Source organism: Bacteroides sp. OM05-10AA, assembly GCF_003439055.1.
Classification (GTDB): domain Bacteria; phylum Bacteroidota; class Bacteroidia; order Bacteroidales; family Bacteroidaceae; genus Bacteroides; species Bacteroides intestinigallinarum.
This window is the reverse complement of sequence record NZ_QSUR01000007.1, coordinates 1-17,503: the sequence shown is the minus strand read 5'-3', so window position 1 is coordinate 17,503 and position 17,503 is coordinate 1. Positions and strand designations below refer to the sequence as shown.

General features: G+C 40.0%; 18 protein-coding genes, 1 tRNA gene and 1 pseudogene. 16 read left to right on the top strand and 4 right to left on the bottom strand.

Going from position 1 to position 17,503, the window contains the following annotated elements:
• Positions 1–3 precede the first annotated feature (3 nt).
• Positions 4–615: a hypothetical protein gene (locus tag DXB58_RS06950; protein ID WP_122136342.1), complete on the top strand. Its 612-nt coding sequence runs from the start codon at positions 4–6 to the stop codon at positions 613–615.
• A 47-nt stretch (positions 616–662) separates the two neighbouring features.
• Here the strand turns inward: DXB58_RS06950 and DXB58_RS27670 are convergent, their stop codons facing one another.
• The 4 genes and pseudogenes from DXB58_RS27670 to DXB58_RS28115 all read right to left on the bottom strand — a co-directional run.
• Complete coding sequence (locus DXB58_RS27670) at positions 663–1,421, bottom strand: hypothetical protein (protein ID WP_122136341.1); 759 nt, start codon at positions 1,419–1,421, stop codon at positions 663–665.
• A 125-nt stretch (positions 1,422–1,546) separates the two neighbouring features.
• Positions 1,547–1,789, bottom strand: a complete 243-nt coding sequence (locus tag DXB58_RS06940; protein ID WP_233527252.1) for a hypothetical protein — start codon at positions 1,787–1,789, stop codon at positions 1,547–1,549.
• A complete protein-coding gene (locus DXB58_RS06935) occupies positions 1,773–2,354 on the bottom strand; it encodes a hypothetical protein (protein ID WP_122136340.1) in 582 nt (193 codons plus the stop codon). The genes DXB58_RS06940 and DXB58_RS06935 overlap by 17 nt, the downstream gene beginning before the upstream one ends.
• A gap of 95 nt (positions 2,355–2,449) precedes the next feature.
• Positions 2,450–2,521 (bottom strand): annotated as a pseudogene (locus DXB58_RS28115) (DUF3560 domain-containing protein); the annotation flags it as partial.
• Between the two features lie 314 nt (positions 2,522–2,835).
• On the opposite strand from DXB58_RS28115, the gene DXB58_RS06925 reads away from it, so the two are divergent.
• The 15 genes from DXB58_RS06925 to DXB58_RS06860 all read left to right on the top strand — a co-directional run.
• On the top strand, positions 2,836–3,432 hold the full coding sequence (locus tag DXB58_RS06925; RefSeq protein WP_147338717.1) for a hypothetical protein: 597 nt from the start codon (positions 2,836–2,838) through the stop codon (positions 3,430–3,432).
• 28 nt (positions 3,433–3,460) lie between these two features.
• On the top strand, positions 3,461–4,126 hold the full coding sequence (locus tag DXB58_RS06920; RefSeq protein ID WP_122136338.1) for a hypothetical protein: 666 nt from the start codon (positions 3,461–3,463) through the stop codon (positions 4,124–4,126).
• 15 nt (positions 4,127–4,141) lie between these two features.
• Positions 4,142–5,341, top strand: coding sequence for a hypothetical protein (locus DXB58_RS06915; protein ID WP_122136337.1), 1,200 nt, complete (start codon positions 4,142–4,144; stop codon positions 5,339–5,341).
• An 11-nt stretch (positions 5,342–5,352) separates the two neighbouring features.
• Positions 5,353–5,670, top strand: coding sequence for a hypothetical protein (locus DXB58_RS06910; RefSeq protein ID WP_122136336.1), 318 nt, complete (start codon positions 5,353–5,355; stop codon positions 5,668–5,670).
• Positions 5,667–5,987 (top strand): DUF6706 family protein, encoded by a 321-nt coding sequence (locus DXB58_RS06905; RefSeq protein WP_122136335.1) that lies wholly within the window; start codon positions 5,667–5,669, stop codon positions 5,985–5,987. The genes DXB58_RS06910 and DXB58_RS06905 overlap by 4 nt, the downstream gene beginning before the upstream one ends.
• Positions 5,988–5,992: 5 nt before the next feature.
• Positions 5,993–6,313, top strand: a complete 321-nt coding sequence (locus DXB58_RS06900; protein WP_122136334.1) for a hypothetical protein — start codon at positions 5,993–5,995, stop codon at positions 6,311–6,313.
• Entirely contained in the window at positions 6,310–6,759 is a 450-nt protein-coding gene (locus tag DXB58_RS06895) for a hypothetical protein (protein WP_122136333.1), read from the top strand. Before DXB58_RS06900 ends, DXB58_RS06895 begins: the two co-directional genes overlap by 4 nt.
• On the top strand, positions 6,756–7,154 hold the full coding sequence (locus DXB58_RS06890; protein WP_122136332.1) for a hypothetical protein: 399 nt from the start codon (positions 6,756–6,758) through the stop codon (positions 7,152–7,154). Before DXB58_RS06895 ends, DXB58_RS06890 begins: the two co-directional genes overlap by 4 nt.
• An 11-nt stretch (positions 7,155–7,165) precedes the next feature.
• Positions 7,166–7,735: a hypothetical protein gene (locus DXB58_RS06885; RefSeq protein WP_122136331.1), complete on the top strand. Its 570-nt coding sequence runs from the start codon at positions 7,166–7,168 to the stop codon at positions 7,733–7,735.
• Between the two features lie 5 nt (positions 7,736–7,740).
• Positions 7,741–7,819, top strand: a tRNA-OTHER gene (locus DXB58_RS06880).
• Between the two features lie 127 nt (positions 7,820–7,946).
• The gene (locus tag DXB58_RS06875; RefSeq protein WP_122136330.1) at positions 7,947–8,408 is read left to right on the top strand and encodes a hypothetical protein; all 462 of its coding nucleotides are present in this window, start codon (positions 7,947–7,949) and stop codon (positions 8,406–8,408) included.
• Positions 8,409–8,422: 14 nt separating this feature from the next.
• Positions 8,423–8,569, top strand: a complete 147-nt coding sequence (locus tag DXB58_RS27665) for a hypothetical protein (protein ID WP_158571552.1) — start codon at positions 8,423–8,425, stop codon at positions 8,567–8,569.
• 2 nt (positions 8,570–8,571) lie between these two features.
• Complete coding sequence (locus tag DXB58_RS06870; protein ID WP_122136329.1) at positions 8,572–13,737, top strand: tape measure protein; 5,166 nt, start codon at positions 8,572–8,574, stop codon at positions 13,735–13,737.
• Positions 13,734–14,690 (top strand): hypothetical protein, encoded by a 957-nt coding sequence (locus tag DXB58_RS06865; protein ID WP_122136328.1) that lies wholly within the window; start codon positions 13,734–13,736, stop codon positions 14,688–14,690. Before DXB58_RS06870 ends, DXB58_RS06865 begins: the two co-directional genes overlap by 4 nt.
• A gap of 6 nt (positions 14,691–14,696) precedes the next feature.
• A partial coding sequence (locus DXB58_RS06860; RefSeq protein WP_122136457.1) for a hypothetical protein occupies positions 14,697–17,503 on the top strand: 2,807 nt, incomplete at its 3' end.

The window sequence follows — 17,503 nt, the reverse complement described above, 5'->3', positions numbered from 1 at the left end:
AGTATGAATGAGTCTTTATCATGGAGTGCTATCATTGCATTCTTCATTTTCATAGCCCAGCAGATTTTTAAAACTAGGTTAGATTATCGAAAATATCGTTCCGAGGTTGTTTTTAGTAAACTGCACCAAGATCGTGCAGAGGTTGTTAAACAGATATTTCAGAAATTGACAATCTTGCAGCAAACTTTAATTGATTTTACGCGAGCTATGCAAATTATACATGAAAATGAAACCTATGAGGAACATCAGAGTAAGTTATTTCAATTATACGAAGAATCATATGTAGAAGCGCGAAATTATACTACTCTAAATAAGATTTATTTGTCGAATGAGTTGTGTGCTAAGATTGATAATTTAATATCTAAAATCAGACATTCTGCAATTGACTATAATTTTCTTAATAAGGATATTAAAGAGGATATAGCGATGAGGGATAATCAATTAATAAAAGAGAAATACGAACAATGCCGTAGTATAAGAGATAAAGTAGAAGTAGAAATGCAGGGATTATTGAATGATTTGGAAGTCGAATTTAGACAACTTCTCGGAGGGGATAAAATAAGCTGGTGGCAAAAGCTAAGACATCAATTAATGAGACTATATAGTTATCTCTAAGAAAAAAGAACATTGAAAATGCAATTTTACTTTTTGTAGTAATATTATTAATTATAGCTTATACTAAAGACGTACGGAGTGATATATTTAGTAAGAGTAACATAAAGGCAATGTAGCTCTTTGATTGACATTGAATTAAAAGTTAAAAATAAACGTTCGTCGTTGTTGTCGAACAAGTTTTTTGATTCTTTATCCATAAAATAAGTATTAGTATAAAATGAACATCTTGATATTTTGTCTAAGACTGAAATTAAAACCTCATCTTCGAATATAATATTGGGGATGTCATTTATGTTTTTGATTCTTGCCAATATGTTTTTTGCTGTATAATTCAAACTTTTAACGTCGGTACTTATGTAATGTGAATTTTCAGCCAATATACTTGGAGTTATTTCAACGTTAAAGGAGCAGATTGTTTCGAATTTAATGTGAACTCCTTTTTTTATTTTTGAGAATTCTGTTAGTGGTATTTTTTGGTAATATTTGTCCTTGACTTCTAGTGAGTATGTTTTAGCGACATATGCTAGTACCATTTGCATATTATTAGCTATATAAAGCAAATCATTCGATATAATACTTCTTATGACTTTTTCCTTTCTTTTCTCCGGTATATATACTAAGATGTAATAGAAGAAAGTACTTGTAATTACCCCAAGACTTAAATCAATGACTAAACTGTTTATTTTATCTATCTTGTCTACAGGGTAGTCGCATTCAAAAGATGGAATCAAACCAAAAATGATTTGGAACAATAGAATTATCGAGACGATATTTAATGCAGTTAAGATAATATGTAGTTTCTTCATGTTTAGATTTTAATTAAAAAAGGGCGGATTATTGCTCCGCCCGGGCTGGTGCAGAAAGCGGGAACATTACTTCCCTCACTCTTTCCACAATGCAAATGTATGAAATATCTCTGAAAAACAAAAGGTTATTCAGACTTTTCCTTTCTTCTTAACGTTCCTAATCGGATGGTACACTTATCATTGCTGTACGGCTTTTCCTCTAGGTGAAATCTGGACTTTAGATAGCCGTAGCCTATTCCTAGCTGTTCAGCAGAGAAAGTGTCGTAAATGGCAGCTTGTGAGCCAAAATAGAAATGCTTCTCCGATTTTCCGTCCACCTCTATCGGTTCAGAGAGTTCTACGTGATATATTTTACTTGTCTGTTTCATCTTTACTTTTCTTTTTGTACTCCTCGAATATCTCGTTAAATAACTCGATATACTTAATGTTGTTGGAAAATGTAATACAATTCTCTTTGATATTTTGCTCAATATATATGCTGGGTTCTGTTGGATAGAGAAATTTTGATATAAATTTATCATCATCTCTGAACCAATTCAAATTTGATATATGATTCACACCAAATAGTTCTATCAATTGTTTGCTGCTAAGAATGAGCATATTCTCGCGTGCTTTTGCATTCATATGGTTGCTATCAGCAATTGTTTTAAGTGCTTCTTCCAAATCTAAAATGAATTTTCTTCGAATATCTTCATCGTTGAAGGTTTTTCTTATTTCTCTTTCTATGGCTCCAGATTTATCGTTTCCTTTTCTATAGTTTATTTCTCCGGCTCTATCAAGTGGGAGAGTAAACTCTGCACCTTTGTATTTTTTTTCATTCAGAATTTTATGAATGTGTACACCTGTCCCCCATTTAAATGCTCTACCTGTTCCACTATCATGGTTGTCAATTCGGATAGTTTGATTTTTTAATATGCTTGTAAGTTTCTTCATGTTACAATGTTTTTCATTTCTGCAAATTTAGTTCAAATATAAAATCTCTGATAGAAATTTTCCAAATTTTATTAAGGTAGCCCGAAGACTACCGATTAAACATCCCCCCACAATTTAACTGCAAGATCATAATTCTTTTTAGCCTCGTTTACTGCTTTTTTTGCGTATGGCAAAGAGAAAGAGTGCTCACGTGGGTAATGGTTAATAATACTTTTCTGTATAAATTATAAATATGTATGTTTGATAAACTCTTTTATTGGCTGCCAATATGTGTCATATATTTAATATATGAAATGTTTGTATTCGTTTTTTTTGAATTATTTCATTGATTGATTTGTAATTATCTAAAATATCGACAGTTGTGGTTATGAAAAATAAACGAGTTTAATAAACGCACATTTGAAATAATTTATATCTTTACCGCAAATTAATCAATTTGGATATGAAAAAGAAACTTTTAGAAGCGTTAAAAACCAAATTTGTGGGTGTTGACGAGGCCATTCTGGAGAGAATTGCAACTAAAAAGACGGAAGGTGTGACGGATGAAAGTCAGATTACGGGAATTGTAGACGGCATCAACTTTCAAGACGTAGTTAAATCCTACGGGGACTACCGGGCTAATGAAGCAAATGTTTCCTCTATTAAAAACTATGAGGAAAAACACGGTTTAAAGGACGGGAAACCTATAACAGCAGGTGGTGAAGGTGCAGATGGTAACAAGGGGGGTAAGACGAGTTATACAACGGAAGAGTTGGATAGCTATTTTACTTCAAAGTTGGAAGCTGCAATTAAGCCTTATAAGGATGAGATTGAAACTCTTAAAAAAGATAAGAGCCAGACTGATCGACAAGCTACCATATCTAATGCGATGAAGAAACTGGGATTAACTGAGGATGAAATGCAGTTCGTTACAGTACCGGATGATAAGGAGCCAGAAGAATATCTGACTGGCTATAAGCAACATCTTATCACAAAAGGCTTGAAACCAGCAGAAGACAATGGGGCGCAAGCGTCTGATTCACAGGTGCAGGATGCTGTGGCTGCTGACTGGTTGAAATCTTTAGGTGTTCCAGAATAGAACGTTTAATGTTTAATTTACAAATGACATGAAATTTAGAAAAAAGCAAGTTGGTGGATTTCGTCCTATCTGTACTGGTTCTCCGGCTATCGGAGTAGTAGGTGGATTTAATCTGAACAAGGAAAAGGTCAACTATCCGGTTGGCGTTATTATTCCTTCTGCTTCTCTTGCCGAGTATGATGAAACATCGTCCCGGCAAGTTGTCGTGTTGAAAGCATCCCGTGTTGTAGCTATTGATGCAACTGATGCGAAGAAAGTCTCTTTGCAAAATGATGAATTCCTTTCTCCCATTTTCATGGTAGGGGATCATGTTGCAATGAGCGATTCCGGAAACTTTGAGGATACTGTAAGTATCACGAAGATTATTAATGATCGTAACGGCTTTGTCGTCGTGTTTGATAAAGCTATTGCTGGCTTGAAGGTTGGTGATGCTTTGTTTGAAGTGATTGAAGGAACTGCAGAGGGTGAAGGTAAAGCTCCGGCTGTTTTCCCTATTGAGCATCCGCAAGGAATTACTGTGGGGGCTGAACCGATGGGAACTTATATCGGCCTTGACGAGGTATCTGTGGATATTGCTATTAATTCTAAGGGAGAAATGTACTACAAAAGACGTATTCCCCCTATTCCGGAGAAGTTCATTCAAGGAATGTGCTTGAAAGACAACCCCAACATTCAATTCACTGATTCTTACTAAGAAAGGAGGCTATAAATGAAATCTATTTTTTCGACTTTTAAAATCAATGACGTAAAAACAGGGAAGCCTATTGACTTGATCGGCACAATGCAGATCATGTTTGATAAGGCGACTCTGGAAAATAAAACGCTCTGGGAGCAAACCTACGTAGACCGTTGGTTTGATTTCCGTCCTCCGCAACTCGGTTTGACGGCAGAAGGTATCATGGGTAAATACAGTGTCCGTATTCGCGCCTCTATCATCGGTAACGATGCAGATACTCCGTTGCGTGCCGGTAGAGGATTTGAACTTTGGAACGGCGAGATTCCTCGTGTCGGACACAAGTTCAAAACGGATGCGAAGACATTGCGTACCATGCTGATGGTTTACGAAAATAATCGTATTAATCCCGTTCAGAAGTTAAAGGAAATTCAGAAGTGTTTGTTCGGTGATTACAAAGATGCTTATCTCGGTTGCAAGGATGTGGCGGATGAAATTATCCTGAAAGCACTCTCTGGTGGTGGTATGGCTATTTTCGACCCGGCTATCGATAATCCGGAAGGACGTAAGTATCTGGTTGATTATGGTATGCCAGAAGAAAACAAACAGATGGTTGATTCTGATAAGGAATGGACCGAGGAGAATATTGATAATGTGGCTATTGATGCAGTACGTATTCTGCAGAAGATTGTTTATGAGTATGCCAATAAAGGCGTTACTTTCGAAACATTGTTGATGGCTCCTGTTATCAAGTATTGGATGATGCGTAGTATCGGTTTACGTACCGGCTATCTTGGTAAAGATAAGAATACCCGTTCTCTGACAGAGGATGAATTCTCGGCTTATCTGAAATCCATGAAGATTCCTAATATCATCGAAATCAATAAACGGACTGCTTACCAGAAAGACGGGATTTCTACCAATATCAATCCGTGGGATGATAATGTAATTGTATTTATTCCTAAAACGGATGATGGTAAGCTTGGTGAAGTACAACCTGCTTTCGAGGACAATGCTATTATGCCAGACCCATCTGTTCAATACACAGATGCAGGAGATGGTATTCGTATTGCAAAATGGACTACGGGCGAATCTACAGGACAACAGGCTGCGGAATATACACAAGGCTCTTGGCGTGCAGTTCCTATCATCTCATGTATTAACGCTATCGTTAATCTTAAAGTTAGAAACACGAGTGTTCCATATCCTGACGGAGAAGAAATTCCTGTTGGTTAAAAAAGTGTTGTATGAAACTTATAGCAATTAAAACATTTCGTGATAAAGAAACTGGTGGACTTTATCAACCTGGCACAGTAATTAGTCATTTCAACGAAGAGCGTGCAAAAGATGTGATTAAGCGTAAATTAGCGGTAGAGGTGAAGACTTCTAAAGTTGTAACTGACATTGATCTATCTAAAGGAGCTAAAGAGGTTATTTCTTTGGTAGTTTCATTCACCGATGTTGAGAAACTGAACGAGTATCTTGCATCAGAGAATGCGGCTGAAAAACCTCGCTCAACTGTCGTTGATGCTATTCAGGCAAGACTTGAAGAATTGAAGAAATGACAAATTCGGAGGTATTCATAGCTAAGTGTTTGCACTACAATCCTTCTCCGTTAACGGTGAAAGATTTGTTGGATGATGTGGGGTTGAAACCGGAAGACGATTGCACAGATAAGAGGAAAGTTGTGTCTGCCGTACTTTCCTACTTATCTGGTATGCGTGCTTTGTATTCTGAGAGTGAGGCTGATTGTTCTAATTCGTATGAAGTTGAAGGACTGACAAAGCACATCGTTATGCTATGCAAGCAATTTGGTTATGATACCTCCGAGTTTCTTTCTGGTGATGTGACAGAGATTGAGGACGGTTCTTGTATGTGGTGAGTGATATGTGGTATGAAGATAAAATAGAGTTGTATGTTCCAGGTGAAGGCTCCCATGATGAGAACTTTAATCCGGTGCGGATTCCGGAATCATGGTTTCCCCTTGGAGACTGTAAGATTCACGGGAATTCGTCTGCAAAGACTGTTCCGGCTGCCGATGGAAAAGACTTCGTCTATAGCTATCAGATTACAATGTATGTTCCTGCGATTATCCCGGTGCTGAATGACAAAGTGCGCATAACTAAAGCTGACGGTTCTATTTCCCAAAAGGTAATGACGGTTGCCGGTTGTGGCACTACGAAAAGAAAGTTGAGCATATTTTTATGAGCTGGAAACGAACAGGAGATTGGGATAAGGTTCCGTCTATATTAGAGGAAGCGGTTAAGCGTGTTGAGCGGGCGGTGCTTTTCAATCTCTATGTAATTGGTGAAGGTTCAGTAAATCATGCTCGTGAACATGGTACTTATAAAGACCGTACAAGCAATTTGCGCAACTCAATAGGTTATGTGATTGCTTATGATGGTGAAATCATAGAATACGGCTTTAAAAAGAGTGCAGGGATAACAGATAAAAAGGCTTTTCTTGCTGATTATAAGATTCAAGAGATGATCGGTGATTCGGGGTTTGATTTGATAATTGTAGCAGGTATGAATTATGCCAGACCTGTAGAGAACCAAGGATATGATGTACTATCATCTACTGAAAAGTATCTGAAACGGGAGGTGCAGACTAAAATTAGGAGGATTCTTTCTAAAGCAGGATTTAATCAATGACAGGACAACAGGCTATAACTGAAATTTGTAAGATGCTCGCTACTGGAAATGTTGGCGTTCAGATATTCAAGAATAGGAGGAAGAATAATTTTTCCGGCTCTGAATATATTGTAGTCAATCATCTTCCGTTTCCGCAAGAAAGCGGACTGCAGGAAGGCTATGCTAATATCAACATCCATGTGAAAAATATCGATACAGGCGAGCCGGATAGTGGAAGAATAGATCAGATTTCAGCACTTGTTTTACCCCTGTTCAAAGAAACGAAGGATGCCGAGGAGAATGCTTTCACTATCCGTTTGGGTGCTGAATTCTCTCTCTATGATGATTCGTTCTTTCCGGATGAGGACGGAACGAGTTACCAGAATTTAAAAATTAAAGTATTGTATTATAATTAAAATGGTTAGTTATGTCAAAAACTGCGGTATATGGTATTGAATACCTGAAATTAGCTCCGGCTCTTGAATCCGGAGAAACAGCCGGAACTTATCCGGATTTTGAGAAGGTAGCTGTTAAGTTTCTTGTTACGGCAATTGTGAAAGATTCTATGTCTTTCAACGACCAAGCCCCCGGTGATACGGATATTGAGGTCGAGGATATGAATACTCTCTATGCCTCTCTTCCTTCGGATGCCGGTAGCGAGGGCTTCACAGTCCAAACTTACGACATGGGTGAGGAGGCCTACAAATATCTAATGGGATATACAAAGAAAGAAGAGTGGAATGAAGAAACGCCTGGTTTCTCTCTCGCTAATCAGGGCGTGGAGTTGAAAACGAAAGATTTTCAAGACTTCCCTTCTCGTATCTTCCAATGGGCTCGTATGAAGGTGAAAGTTACCAAAACAGGAAGCATCGGTAAATCGGGGTTCCCTAACTTCAATCTTGAATTCAAGAAACTTGCTAACCTTAATAAAGAAGGCAAGGAGGTAAGCGGTGCAAGAAATAAAATCTATACGGCACCAGTCGTTCCGGAAGGATAAAAGGGAGCGGAATAGTTCAGTTGGTAGAACGTTAGATTGCGGGTTACTGCCTAAATGTCGCCGGTTCGAATCCGGCTTCCGCTGCATAGTTTTTAGGTGAAAAGATGATTGTTGAGATGTGAGTAGGGATAACAAGCATTGTGCATCATCGAAAAGGTTGTTGTAAATGTCCCGGTCATTACGGGCCGGGACTTTTTAATTAGAGGTAAAGATGGAAAAAGACAATGTACAAAAGCGGGTGGCCGACACTATTGCAGAACGCCCCATTTTTCTTTGGTTTGGTATGATTCCTTTCATGGTTAGACCATTGACGTTTACACAGTTGTTTGATATTGGTTCTATTTCGAAGGATATGAAGGAAGTAGACCAATCGAAACTAAATGGTCGGACAAGCGTGTCAGCCACTCTTGTATATTATGAAGAAGCAGATAGAATGTCTGATATTGCAGTAATGACGATCTTTCGTACTACTTGGAAGAGAAAACTATTTGGTAAATTCATCAAGAAAAGATTAACGGTTCGCAAATACAAGAAATTGCAGGACTATATGGCACAGACTATGGATGCCACTTTTTTTTTAAGCACTATCATTTTCCTAAAAGGTCTAAACGAGACAACGAAACCGACGAATACACCAGAAGCGACAGCCCTTGGTCAACAATTAGCGGAGTGATGAAATACTACCGTATGAGTTATGAAGAGGTTGTCAACGAAAGGTCATATTCCAATATCATGTTACTCAATGCGGCTATTCCAGGTACTAAGCCAAAGGAAGAAAGAGAAGAAAAGGCAAAGGAACTTCATGCTAACGAATATTTTGCTCAATTTATGTAAAGATGGAGACACAGGGAACAATAGGTATTAAGGCTACTCTGGATATTTCTGAAATGCAGAGAAACGTTCAGAAATACGTTCAGAATATTGATATGATGCAGGACCATACAGATACAGCTAGCCAGTCTGTTGCCAGGTCTTTCTCGCAGATGAAGGCTGCCGGTATGGCTTTCTTATCTATTGATATGGCGAAGCGTCTCGCTTCTGAAATGGTTTCAGTATATGGGACATTCCAACAACTTGAAATCAAATTTACCTCGATGCTCCAGTCGGGGGAAAAGGCTCAAAAGTTGATGAGTGAGCTCGTTAACTTTGCTGCTACTACTCCTTTTGATTTGAAAGGTGTTTCTCAATCTGCTACACAGCTTGTTGCATACGGGACGGCTTCCGAAGATGTTATAAACAAACTTACTCGTTTAGGGAATATTGCGGCCGGATTAAGTCAGCCTATTGGTGACCTTGTGTATCTTTATGGTACAAGCATGACCCAAGGCAAACTAATGACGCAGGATTTGAATCAGTTTGCCGGACGTGGTGTGCCTATTTTCTCCGAACTAGCAAAGGTTATGGGAGTGAATAAGGATGAAATCAAAGATTTGGCGGCAGAAGGTAAGATTGGTTTCGACAAGTTAGAGCAGGTTGTTGATAACCTGACTAATAAAGGGGGAATGTTCTTCAACCTCATGCAGGAACAATCTAAATCCGTATCCGGTAAAATTTCTAATATTGGTGATAATCTCGATATGATGTTCAATGAGATTGGACAGGAAAGTGATGGGGTTATTAATGCGGCTTTGGATGGAACTGCTTATCTGATTGAGCACTACCAGGAAGTTGGTGCCGCTCTTGCTGCCCTTGTTGCTTTGTATGGGGTCCAGAAAGCTGCTATTATTGGAGTTGCAGCGGTTCAGAACACGGTTACTGGTATTAAGTATACTGCCGAGATAGCGGAACTTTCAAAATTAATTCCTGCGAAAGAGAAGTCCGCAAATGCAGATTTGGAACAGGCCGTAGCAAGTGGAAGATTAACACAGGCAAAAGCAGAATTGATTGCATCTATGCGTGTGGAAGCTGCCGCAAATGTGGAATCTTTGCGTTTAAAAGCATTACAAGCTAAAGCACAATACGAAGAGGCTGTCAATACAGCGGGGCTTGCTGCTGCCAATCTTGAAGCAGCTGAACTAGAAGTAGCAGCGGCTAACATGAAATATAATTCTGCATTAAGAACTGGTAATGCTAGAAGTATAGAAAATGCAGAGACACAACTTGCAATAGCGGAGAGCAATAGATATTCTGCGTCAAAACAACTTGAAGCGGCAAGAACAAATGTAACGACAGCCTACACAAACTCTTCGACTGCAAGCAAAGTGGCAGAAACTGCAGCTACTCAACTTAATACAGTGTCTCAAAATGTTAATACGAGATCAACAAATTTTTTGGCTGTCGCTAAGACGAGATTAGCTGCGGCATCAAAAGCGTTAGGTTTGTCAATGCTTACAAATCCTTATGTATTGGCTGCGGCTGCTATAGTTGGGTTATCTTATGGAATCTATAAACTTATTACTTATCAGACGGATGCGGAGAAGGCACAGGTGAAATTGAATAAGCGTATACAGGAATTCAATTCAGAAACGAATGCTGAACAAGCAGAAATAGATCGGTTATTCGGCAAACTAGATAAGGCTAAGAAAGGTACAGAAGATTACGATGATGCAAAGAAATCTATTTTAGATAAGTATGGTGAATACTTGAAGGGTTTAGGTGATGAAAAAAACGCTTTAGATGATGTTGCGAGAGCATATGGGGCTGTTAGTGCGGCCGCTAAACAGGCGGCACTTGATAGAGCTATTGCGGATTCTCATTCTACAGCTCAAAAAGATTGGGCGGATAAACAGGGTGAACTTACTGGAGATTTGGAAAAAGCTATTCGAGATTCGGATAAGTTCAGAAACAAGAAAGGCTCTGAAAGGGAGATTGCTGCAATTATGCAGATGATAAAGAATGATTTGAAATCAGGTGGTGGGTTATCTTCTGAAACTCAAAAAATAGTAGATACATTAACTAAAGAGTTTACAACCTCTACTACTATTGCTCCGGGCATATCAACAGAGGAAACAAGAGTAGGAAATGATGTTCAGATTTATATTGATCGCATGATTGCGAATAACAAACTGCTTGAGAATACTTATAAAGATATTCATGATAAATTAGGTTATGATACTAATGAATATATCAATCTGACAGCCGAACAGATTGCAAAAGATATAGCTATGTATGAGGCTGCTCTTGAACGCTTCAACAAATCAGGAAAGAAACAAGTTGCTATCAGACATGATGGTTCCGTCAGTAATCTTATGGGGGAAGGAGAGATGCTGAATAATATTCGTTTGTTGAAAGAAGCGCAAAAGAATCCTAAAGATGAAATCAAAGAGCCAGATGTCACGAAAGAGATTGGTGAAGCTATAAAGAAAGTTGCGGACCTCAAGCAGGAAATAGAAGATTTGCGGAGTGGTAAAGGGAAAGCTGATGTAGGGAAAACTATAAAATCAACTATTGAAGATAAAGCTAAAGAGTTGAAAGAAGCTGAATCCGCCTTGGCAACATTAACAGGAGATGATAAGCAAACAATAGGGGCCAAGAAAAAGAAGAAGGAAGAAGAGAATAAACTTAAAGTTGAAAAAGCCGAGCGTCAGCGCCTAATTGACGAGCAGAATCAACAGGATATAGAGAAAGCTGTACAGGCTGAACTTGAACTCTCTCAAGCTAAGATTGATGCCATGGACGAAGGTTTCAAGAAACAGCAGGAACAAATTCAACTTAATTATCGGAAAGCCAAAGCAGACAACGATCGTCGTACTGCTGAATATGTAAAGGACCAACAGGACACGGAGCGTAAAGAGTGGGAGAAAGAACATCCGAAGTATAAAGAGGAAGGCCTTGTTTTCGTTCCCAAAACAAAAACTAAAGAGGACCTTTCACAGAAGAAACAGGATACGCTAAATGAATATGATAAGGTTGCTGTTGAGACAAGGGAAAAGGCGGAAGCAACTTTATCCAAAGCTCTTTTGGAGCAGTACCAGAATTACACCGATGAAAGGCTTGCAATCGAGAAGAGGTTCAATGATGATATTGAAGCTCTTCGTATTCAAAGGGAGAAGTTTCAGAAGGAAGGCAAAACAGAGAAAGTTCAGCAGACAGACCGTTCAATAGCACAGGCTACAAAAATGAAGGGTGAATCCCTCATGGGGTTTGATTATGAACAGTTGAAAAAATCTCCGGACTATATACGTGCCTTTGAAAATTTAAAGGAAACGTCTACTGAAACATTGAATTCTCTTCTTACTCAATTTGAAAATGCGAAAAGTGCGGCAGCGCAAGTTTTGTCTCCCGATCAACTTCGCGAATATACGAGTACGATTCAATCCATCATGGACGAATTGGATTCCCGTAATCCGTTTCAGTCATTATCTGACAAGAAGAAGGAACTAGCAGAAGCGGAGGAAGAGTTGGCTAATGCACAGATTGAGTTAGAAAATGCCAGGACAAAGGCCGAAGCAGTCAAAGGTGGTTCTAAGATTGAAAATGGGATTTCTTCATCCAAGTATAATCCTGCAACCGGTAAAATTGAATCTACAAAAGCTTATTTGTCCGAAGCGCAGGCACTTGACCTAGTAAAGAAGAAAACCGAAAAGTATAATGCAGCAAAAGATAAGGTTGTAAAAAAAGATAATCAGGTTAAGAAGGCAGAAAAAGAAGTTAGAACACAGATTTCGGAGTTAGCGGATACCATAGACGAACTGGGTAAATCGATCGGTGGTCCGGCTGGTGAGATTATTTCCCTTATTGGCAGTATCGGCTCATTTACAATGACTGCAATGGCAGGGGTTGAAGCAGCTGCCGATACCTCTGCTAATGCAATAAGTACAGTTGAAAAGGCATCTGTTATTCTAGCTATCATTGGTGCAGCCGTTCAGATAGCTATGAAAATCTTCGATATGTTCGGCAAAGACGATACGACCGAGAAATACGAGAAAGCGAAAGAAGCGTATGAATCCTATATTAATATCCTCGATCGGGTAATTGAAAAGCAGTTAGAACTAGCGGAAACTTTAACAGGAGATACTGCAAACGCTGTTTATGAAGCTGCTATTGCTAACATAAAATTGCAAAGTGAGAATGCAAAAGTATTAGGCCGGCAGTATCTCAATTCTGGTGCTTCTGGAAAGTCACATTCAAAGGGGTATGATGAAGTAGATGATATGTCCGGGGAAGGATGGAAGCAGGCTGCAAAAGCATTAGGCATGTCGGTAAATGAATTTAAAAATAAAATGGGCGGTCGTATGACCGGTCTGTTTGATTTGACTGATGAACAACTTTTAAAGTTGCAATCGGATGCTGGCATATTTTGGTCTCAACTTGATTCTGATACACAGAAATTCGCTGATCAAATCGCGAATGGGGTAGGAAAGGTTGCAGAGGTGTTGGAACAACAAATAGTAGACACAACACTCATTGATTATGCTTCTCTTCGTTCAGACTTTCAGGATTTACTTATAGACATGGATGCCGATAGTGCAGACTTTGCCGACAGTTTCGAGGAATACATGAAGAATGCTATTCTAAATTCCATGCTTAAAGAAGAGTACATGGATCGGTTAATGGACTGGAGAGAAAAACTTAACAATGCCATGAAAAATGGTACGATTGAGGATGAATATGATAATTTGAAGACGGAAGGACAACAGATTGCTGATGAGATGAAAGCAAAGCGCGATGCCATGGCAGAGATGTATGGGTGGACTACTGATGAGGATTCGGAACGCGAAGCATCAAAAAAAGGATTTGCTTCTATGTCGCAAGATTCTGCAGATGAATTGAATGGTAGATTCACCATGGCTAATGTCTTGATTGCGGACATAAAAACAGAGTTACAGTTGCATACTCTCATTTTTCAAGGTATCACCTCTGGTATTGGAGATATTAAAACCATATCTACATCCATAAATGAAAACGTGAAAATTATCAAAGACAATATGAATGCCATTGTTGGACACCTTTCGAATATTGATACTAATACAGCTAGATTGGAAGGTATAGAGAAGGATATGAAGTCGATGAAAACAGGTATTGAAAAGATAAATGATAAAGGAATAAAGCTCGTAAGATGAAAGGAATTTGTTTTATAGATGGAGATAATACATATACCACTCTCGGTATATGTATTATAAAAGGAAGCTATGATAATCTTGTGGCATTTCCTCCTGCTAAAGAATCGGATGATAAAAATGATTGGCCGGAAGAAGATGGTATTGAAATAGACCTTTCTAGCTTGACGTTAAACACCTATGAATTGAGTATTGATTTTGCCTGTAAAGACGATCTGGGATTTAGTGGATTAATTGCTATTTTATCAGATATGGGATATCATGAATTTTATTTTCCTATTCTTGATAGAACTTATCGTTTACGTCTTTCCTCACAGAACAGCTATACAATCTATCCGGGATTTCAAGTCGTAAAGATAACTTTTGCTAACGACTTTCCACGAAATTCTGATTATGAATACCAGGAACCCGTGAATTCTATTCCTATGCCAAAGGGGTATGAAATTGATAATCGGGATTTGTCGGAATATAGTGTAGCCATTTTGAAAGGTAGTGATGCTGAAATACTGAAAGCTCCGACGGTAAAGAAAAACCTATTGCAGAACTTCAAACGTCTGGACGGAGCAATCTATGATGGTGAAGTAGTGAAGTTCCAAACTAAGGAAGTCTCTCTCAAATGCCTAATGAGGACAGAAACAATCGAAGCGTTTTGGCGTAACCATGATGCCTTACTCTATGATCTAACTAAACTGACAACGAAGACCGATAATGAAGGTTATGAATATTCCGATGCGGAGAGGGTATTATACTGTGATGGATGGAGTGAAAGTTACCCTTGCTACTATAAAGATTGCCAGACAAACAATTTTACGTTAAGAGGTGGTGTCTGGTGGGAATTTACTTTGAAGCTCGTGTTTACTTGCTTCCGGATTGAAGATACAGAGTTCCTGCTTTCATCCGAAGCGGGCGAGTTTATCATAACAGAGGACGGAGAGTTTTATATAGATTTAAATTGATTTGCCATGCCATTAAAGAAGAAAAGAATATCAGAATTAGATGAATCCCAGAACATGAAGGGCTTCTTCACTATCGGCTACCGAGTAATTAACGGTGTTAAGACAAGCCTTAAATTTGGTTTAGAGAAGATTCAGACTGCCTTGGATAATATGCTCAAGGCTACGAGTGATGCAAAAACAGCTACTACCGATATGCGGCAATTAGAAGCAACTGTTGAAAGCAATGAATCAGCCCGTGAAACAGCCGAATCCCGTCGTAATGCTTCCGAACAATCCAGGCAGACAGCCGAAACGAATCGTTCCCGTGAAGAGCAAGCCCGGGAAGCTGCTGAATCAGTGCGTATCACTAATGAGAATGCACGTAAGACCGCTGAAACAGGACGATCTACTGCGGAAACTGCACGGGATAATGCAGAAAAGAAACGTGCTACCGCTGAAGGTACACGAGAAGCTAACGAGCAGGTTAGAAAAGATTCCGAAACAGGAAGAGGAACAGCAGAAGCCGAGAGAGTAGCTTCCGAATCAGCACGTAAATCTGCCGAAACTTCCCGTGTGTCCGAAGAAGATAAAAGAAAGACTTCCGAAACAGAACGCGTTACGGCTGAAACCGGACGTTCCTCTGCCGAGAATATAAGAAAGCAAAATGAAGATGCGCGTAAGTCGGAAGAAGCGGCCCGCGTAACTGCTGAAGGTAAACGGGTAATTGCTGAATCCGGACGTGTTGATACAGAAAATAAACGTGTCTCGGATGAACAAACACGTAAAAGCAATGAAGATGCACGTAAGACCGCTGAAACAGGTCGTTCTTCTGCTGAATCGGAACGTGTGAAGGAAGAAGATAAACGGAAAACCGCTGAAACAGGTCGTTCTACCGCTGAATCTACCCGTGTTTCTGCCGAGGATAAGCGGAAAACAGATGAAGCGACAAGAGAAACAAATGAAACCTCGCGTGTGGCTGCCGAATCTAACCGTGTTACCGTCGAATCCGAACGTGTATCTGCCGAAGCAGCCCGCAAGTCAGCGGAGACAGGCCGGGTATCAGAAGAAAACAAGAGAAAGGCTGCTGAAACTTCCCGCGCTACGGCTGAAACTTCCCGTTCGTCAGAAGAAGACAAGAGAAAGCAGAATGAAGATGAGCGTAAAACTGCGGAAGGTACTCGCGGATCAAATGAGTCTAAGCGTATAAACGCTGAAACGGAGCGTGTCGAAGCAGAGTCTCAACGCAAGTCAGAGTATGCCGGTATTGTGCAGGAAATGACGCAAGCAACAGAAGAAGCCACCGGACAGATTGCTCTTGTCAAGCAATTAACAGATGATGCGAATGCAGCTAAAAATGCATCTGTTGAGCAGACGGCTCTTGCAAAGAAAGCTACAGATGCGGCTAATACTGCGGCTGGTAGTGTTAATGCAGCTAAAGATGCTGCAACTACTGCGGCTGCAGGGGCCAATGCTGCCAAAGCTGAATCAGAAGCTCAAACCGCCTTAGCGAAGAAAGCGACAGATGAAGCAAATGCGGCTAAAAATGCATCTGTAACACAGACAGGATTAGCAAAAAAAGCGACTGACGATGCGAACGCTGCTGCATTGGCGGCTAACAATGCGGTTTCAGGAGTTGACGCAAAAGTGAAAGCTGCAGTCGATGCGCTTGTTGCCGGTGCTCCGGATGCTCTCGATACACTTATTGAGTTAGCGAACGCACTTAACAATGATCCTAACTTTGCTACGACGATGGCAACAGAGCTGGGAAAGAAACTTAATATTTCTGATATTGTTAATAATCTGACAAGTGGAGGGACTAATAAAGTCCTTTCTGCCGAACAGGGAAAGGCATTGAAAGCAGCTCTGGATACACACAACCATGATAGCAGATATGAACTGATAATCACTAAACTTACAGCCTTTAATAAGAATTTTGGGACTAGTGCTGGGACCGTGTGCGAGGGTAACGACGCCCGGTTAAGCAATGCAAGAACTCCGTTAGCTCACACGCATAAGAAAGCGGATATTAGCGACTTCCCAACCTCGATGCCGGCAAGCGATGTACCTGCATGGGCGAAAGCAGCTTCTAAGCCAGCCTATACAGCAAGCGAAGTAGGTGCATCTCCATCTAATCACAATCATGCAGGTACATACGAACCTACATTCACTAAAAACTCTGCCTTTAATAAGAATTTTGGTAGTGCAGAAGGAACCGTATGCGAGGGAAATGATGCCCGGTTAAGTGACACACGTGTACCGAAAGCGCATACTCACAAGAAGTCTGAAATAAGTGATTTTCCAACTTCGATGCCAGCAAGCGATGTACCTGCATGGGCGAAGGCTGCAAGTAAACCATCCTATACAGCTTCCGAAGTTGGTGCGTCTCCGTCGAATCATACTCATACTGGGGTCTATCAGCCAGCAGGAAGTTATGCAGCGAGTTCGCATAAACACGGAGCAACGGATATAACTCCTGATGGTACTCACCGCTTTGTTACTGACACGGAAAAAGAGACCTGGAACAGTAAAGCTGCGGGAAACCATAATCACGATTCAGTATATCAACCTAAAGGTAGCTATGCACCGTCTTCTCATAAACATGCAGCAACTGACATTACGGACGATTCTACACATCGTTTTGTCACAGATTCGGAAAAGTCAACTTGGAATAGTAAAGCGGCAGGAAACCATAACCATTCAGGAGTATATCAACCGGTTGGTAATTATGCACCTGCTTCGCATAAGCATGCAGCGTCAGAAATAAATGAAGATACCACACACAGGTTTATGACGGACGAGGAACGGGAAAAACTGGACGGAATAGCGGCAGGAGC

Excerpts from the sequence above, each read along its gene's own strand:
- DXB58_RS06940 (WP_233527252.1), bottom strand. The coding sequence starts at position 1,789 with ATGAAACAGACAAGTAAAATATATCACGTAGAACTCTCTGAACCGATA.
- DXB58_RS06950 (WP_122136342.1), top strand. The coding sequence starts at position 4 with ATGAATGAGTCTTTATCATGGAGTGCTATCATTGCATTCTTCATTTTC.
- DXB58_RS06895 (WP_122136333.1), top strand. The coding sequence starts at position 6,310 with ATGAGCTGGAAACGAACAGGAGATTGGGATAAGGTTCCGTCTATATTA.
- DXB58_RS06910 (WP_122136336.1), top strand. The coding sequence starts at position 5,353 with ATGAAACTTATAGCAATTAAAACATTTCGTGATAAAGAAACTGGTGGA.
- DXB58_RS06865 (WP_122136328.1), top strand. The coding sequence starts at position 13,734 with ATGAAAGGAATTTGTTTTATAGATGGAGATAATACATATACCACTCTC.
- DXB58_RS27670 (WP_122136341.1), bottom strand. The coding sequence starts at position 1,421 with ATGAAGAAACTACATATTATCTTAACTGCATTAAATATCGTCTCGATA.
- DXB58_RS27665 (WP_158571552.1), top strand. The coding sequence starts at position 8,423 with ATGAGTTATGAAGAGGTTGTCAACGAAAGGTCATATTCCAATATCATG.
- DXB58_RS06920 (WP_122136338.1), top strand. The coding sequence starts at position 3,461 with ATGAAATTTAGAAAAAAGCAAGTTGGTGGATTTCGTCCTATCTGTACT.
- DXB58_RS06915 (WP_122136337.1), top strand. The coding sequence starts at position 4,142 with ATGAAATCTATTTTTTCGACTTTTAAAATCAATGACGTAAAAACAGGG.
- DXB58_RS06890 (WP_122136332.1), top strand. The coding sequence starts at position 6,756 with ATGACAGGACAACAGGCTATAACTGAAATTTGTAAGATGCTCGCTACT.
- DXB58_RS06905 (WP_122136335.1), top strand. The coding sequence starts at position 5,667 with ATGACAAATTCGGAGGTATTCATAGCTAAGTGTTTGCACTACAATCCT.
- DXB58_RS06875 (WP_122136330.1), top strand. The coding sequence starts at position 7,947 with ATGGAAAAAGACAATGTACAAAAGCGGGTGGCCGACACTATTGCAGAA.
- DXB58_RS06870 (WP_122136329.1), top strand. The coding sequence starts at position 8,572 with ATGGAGACACAGGGAACAATAGGTATTAAGGCTACTCTGGATATTTCT.
- DXB58_RS06935 (WP_122136340.1), bottom strand. The coding sequence starts at position 2,354 with ATGAAGAAACTTACAAGCATATTAAAAAATCAAACTATCCGAATTGAC.
- DXB58_RS06885 (WP_122136331.1), top strand. The coding sequence starts at position 7,166 with ATGTCAAAAACTGCGGTATATGGTATTGAATACCTGAAATTAGCTCCG.
- DXB58_RS06900 (WP_122136334.1), top strand. The coding sequence starts at position 5,993 with ATGTGGTATGAAGATAAAATAGAGTTGTATGTTCCAGGTGAAGGCTCC.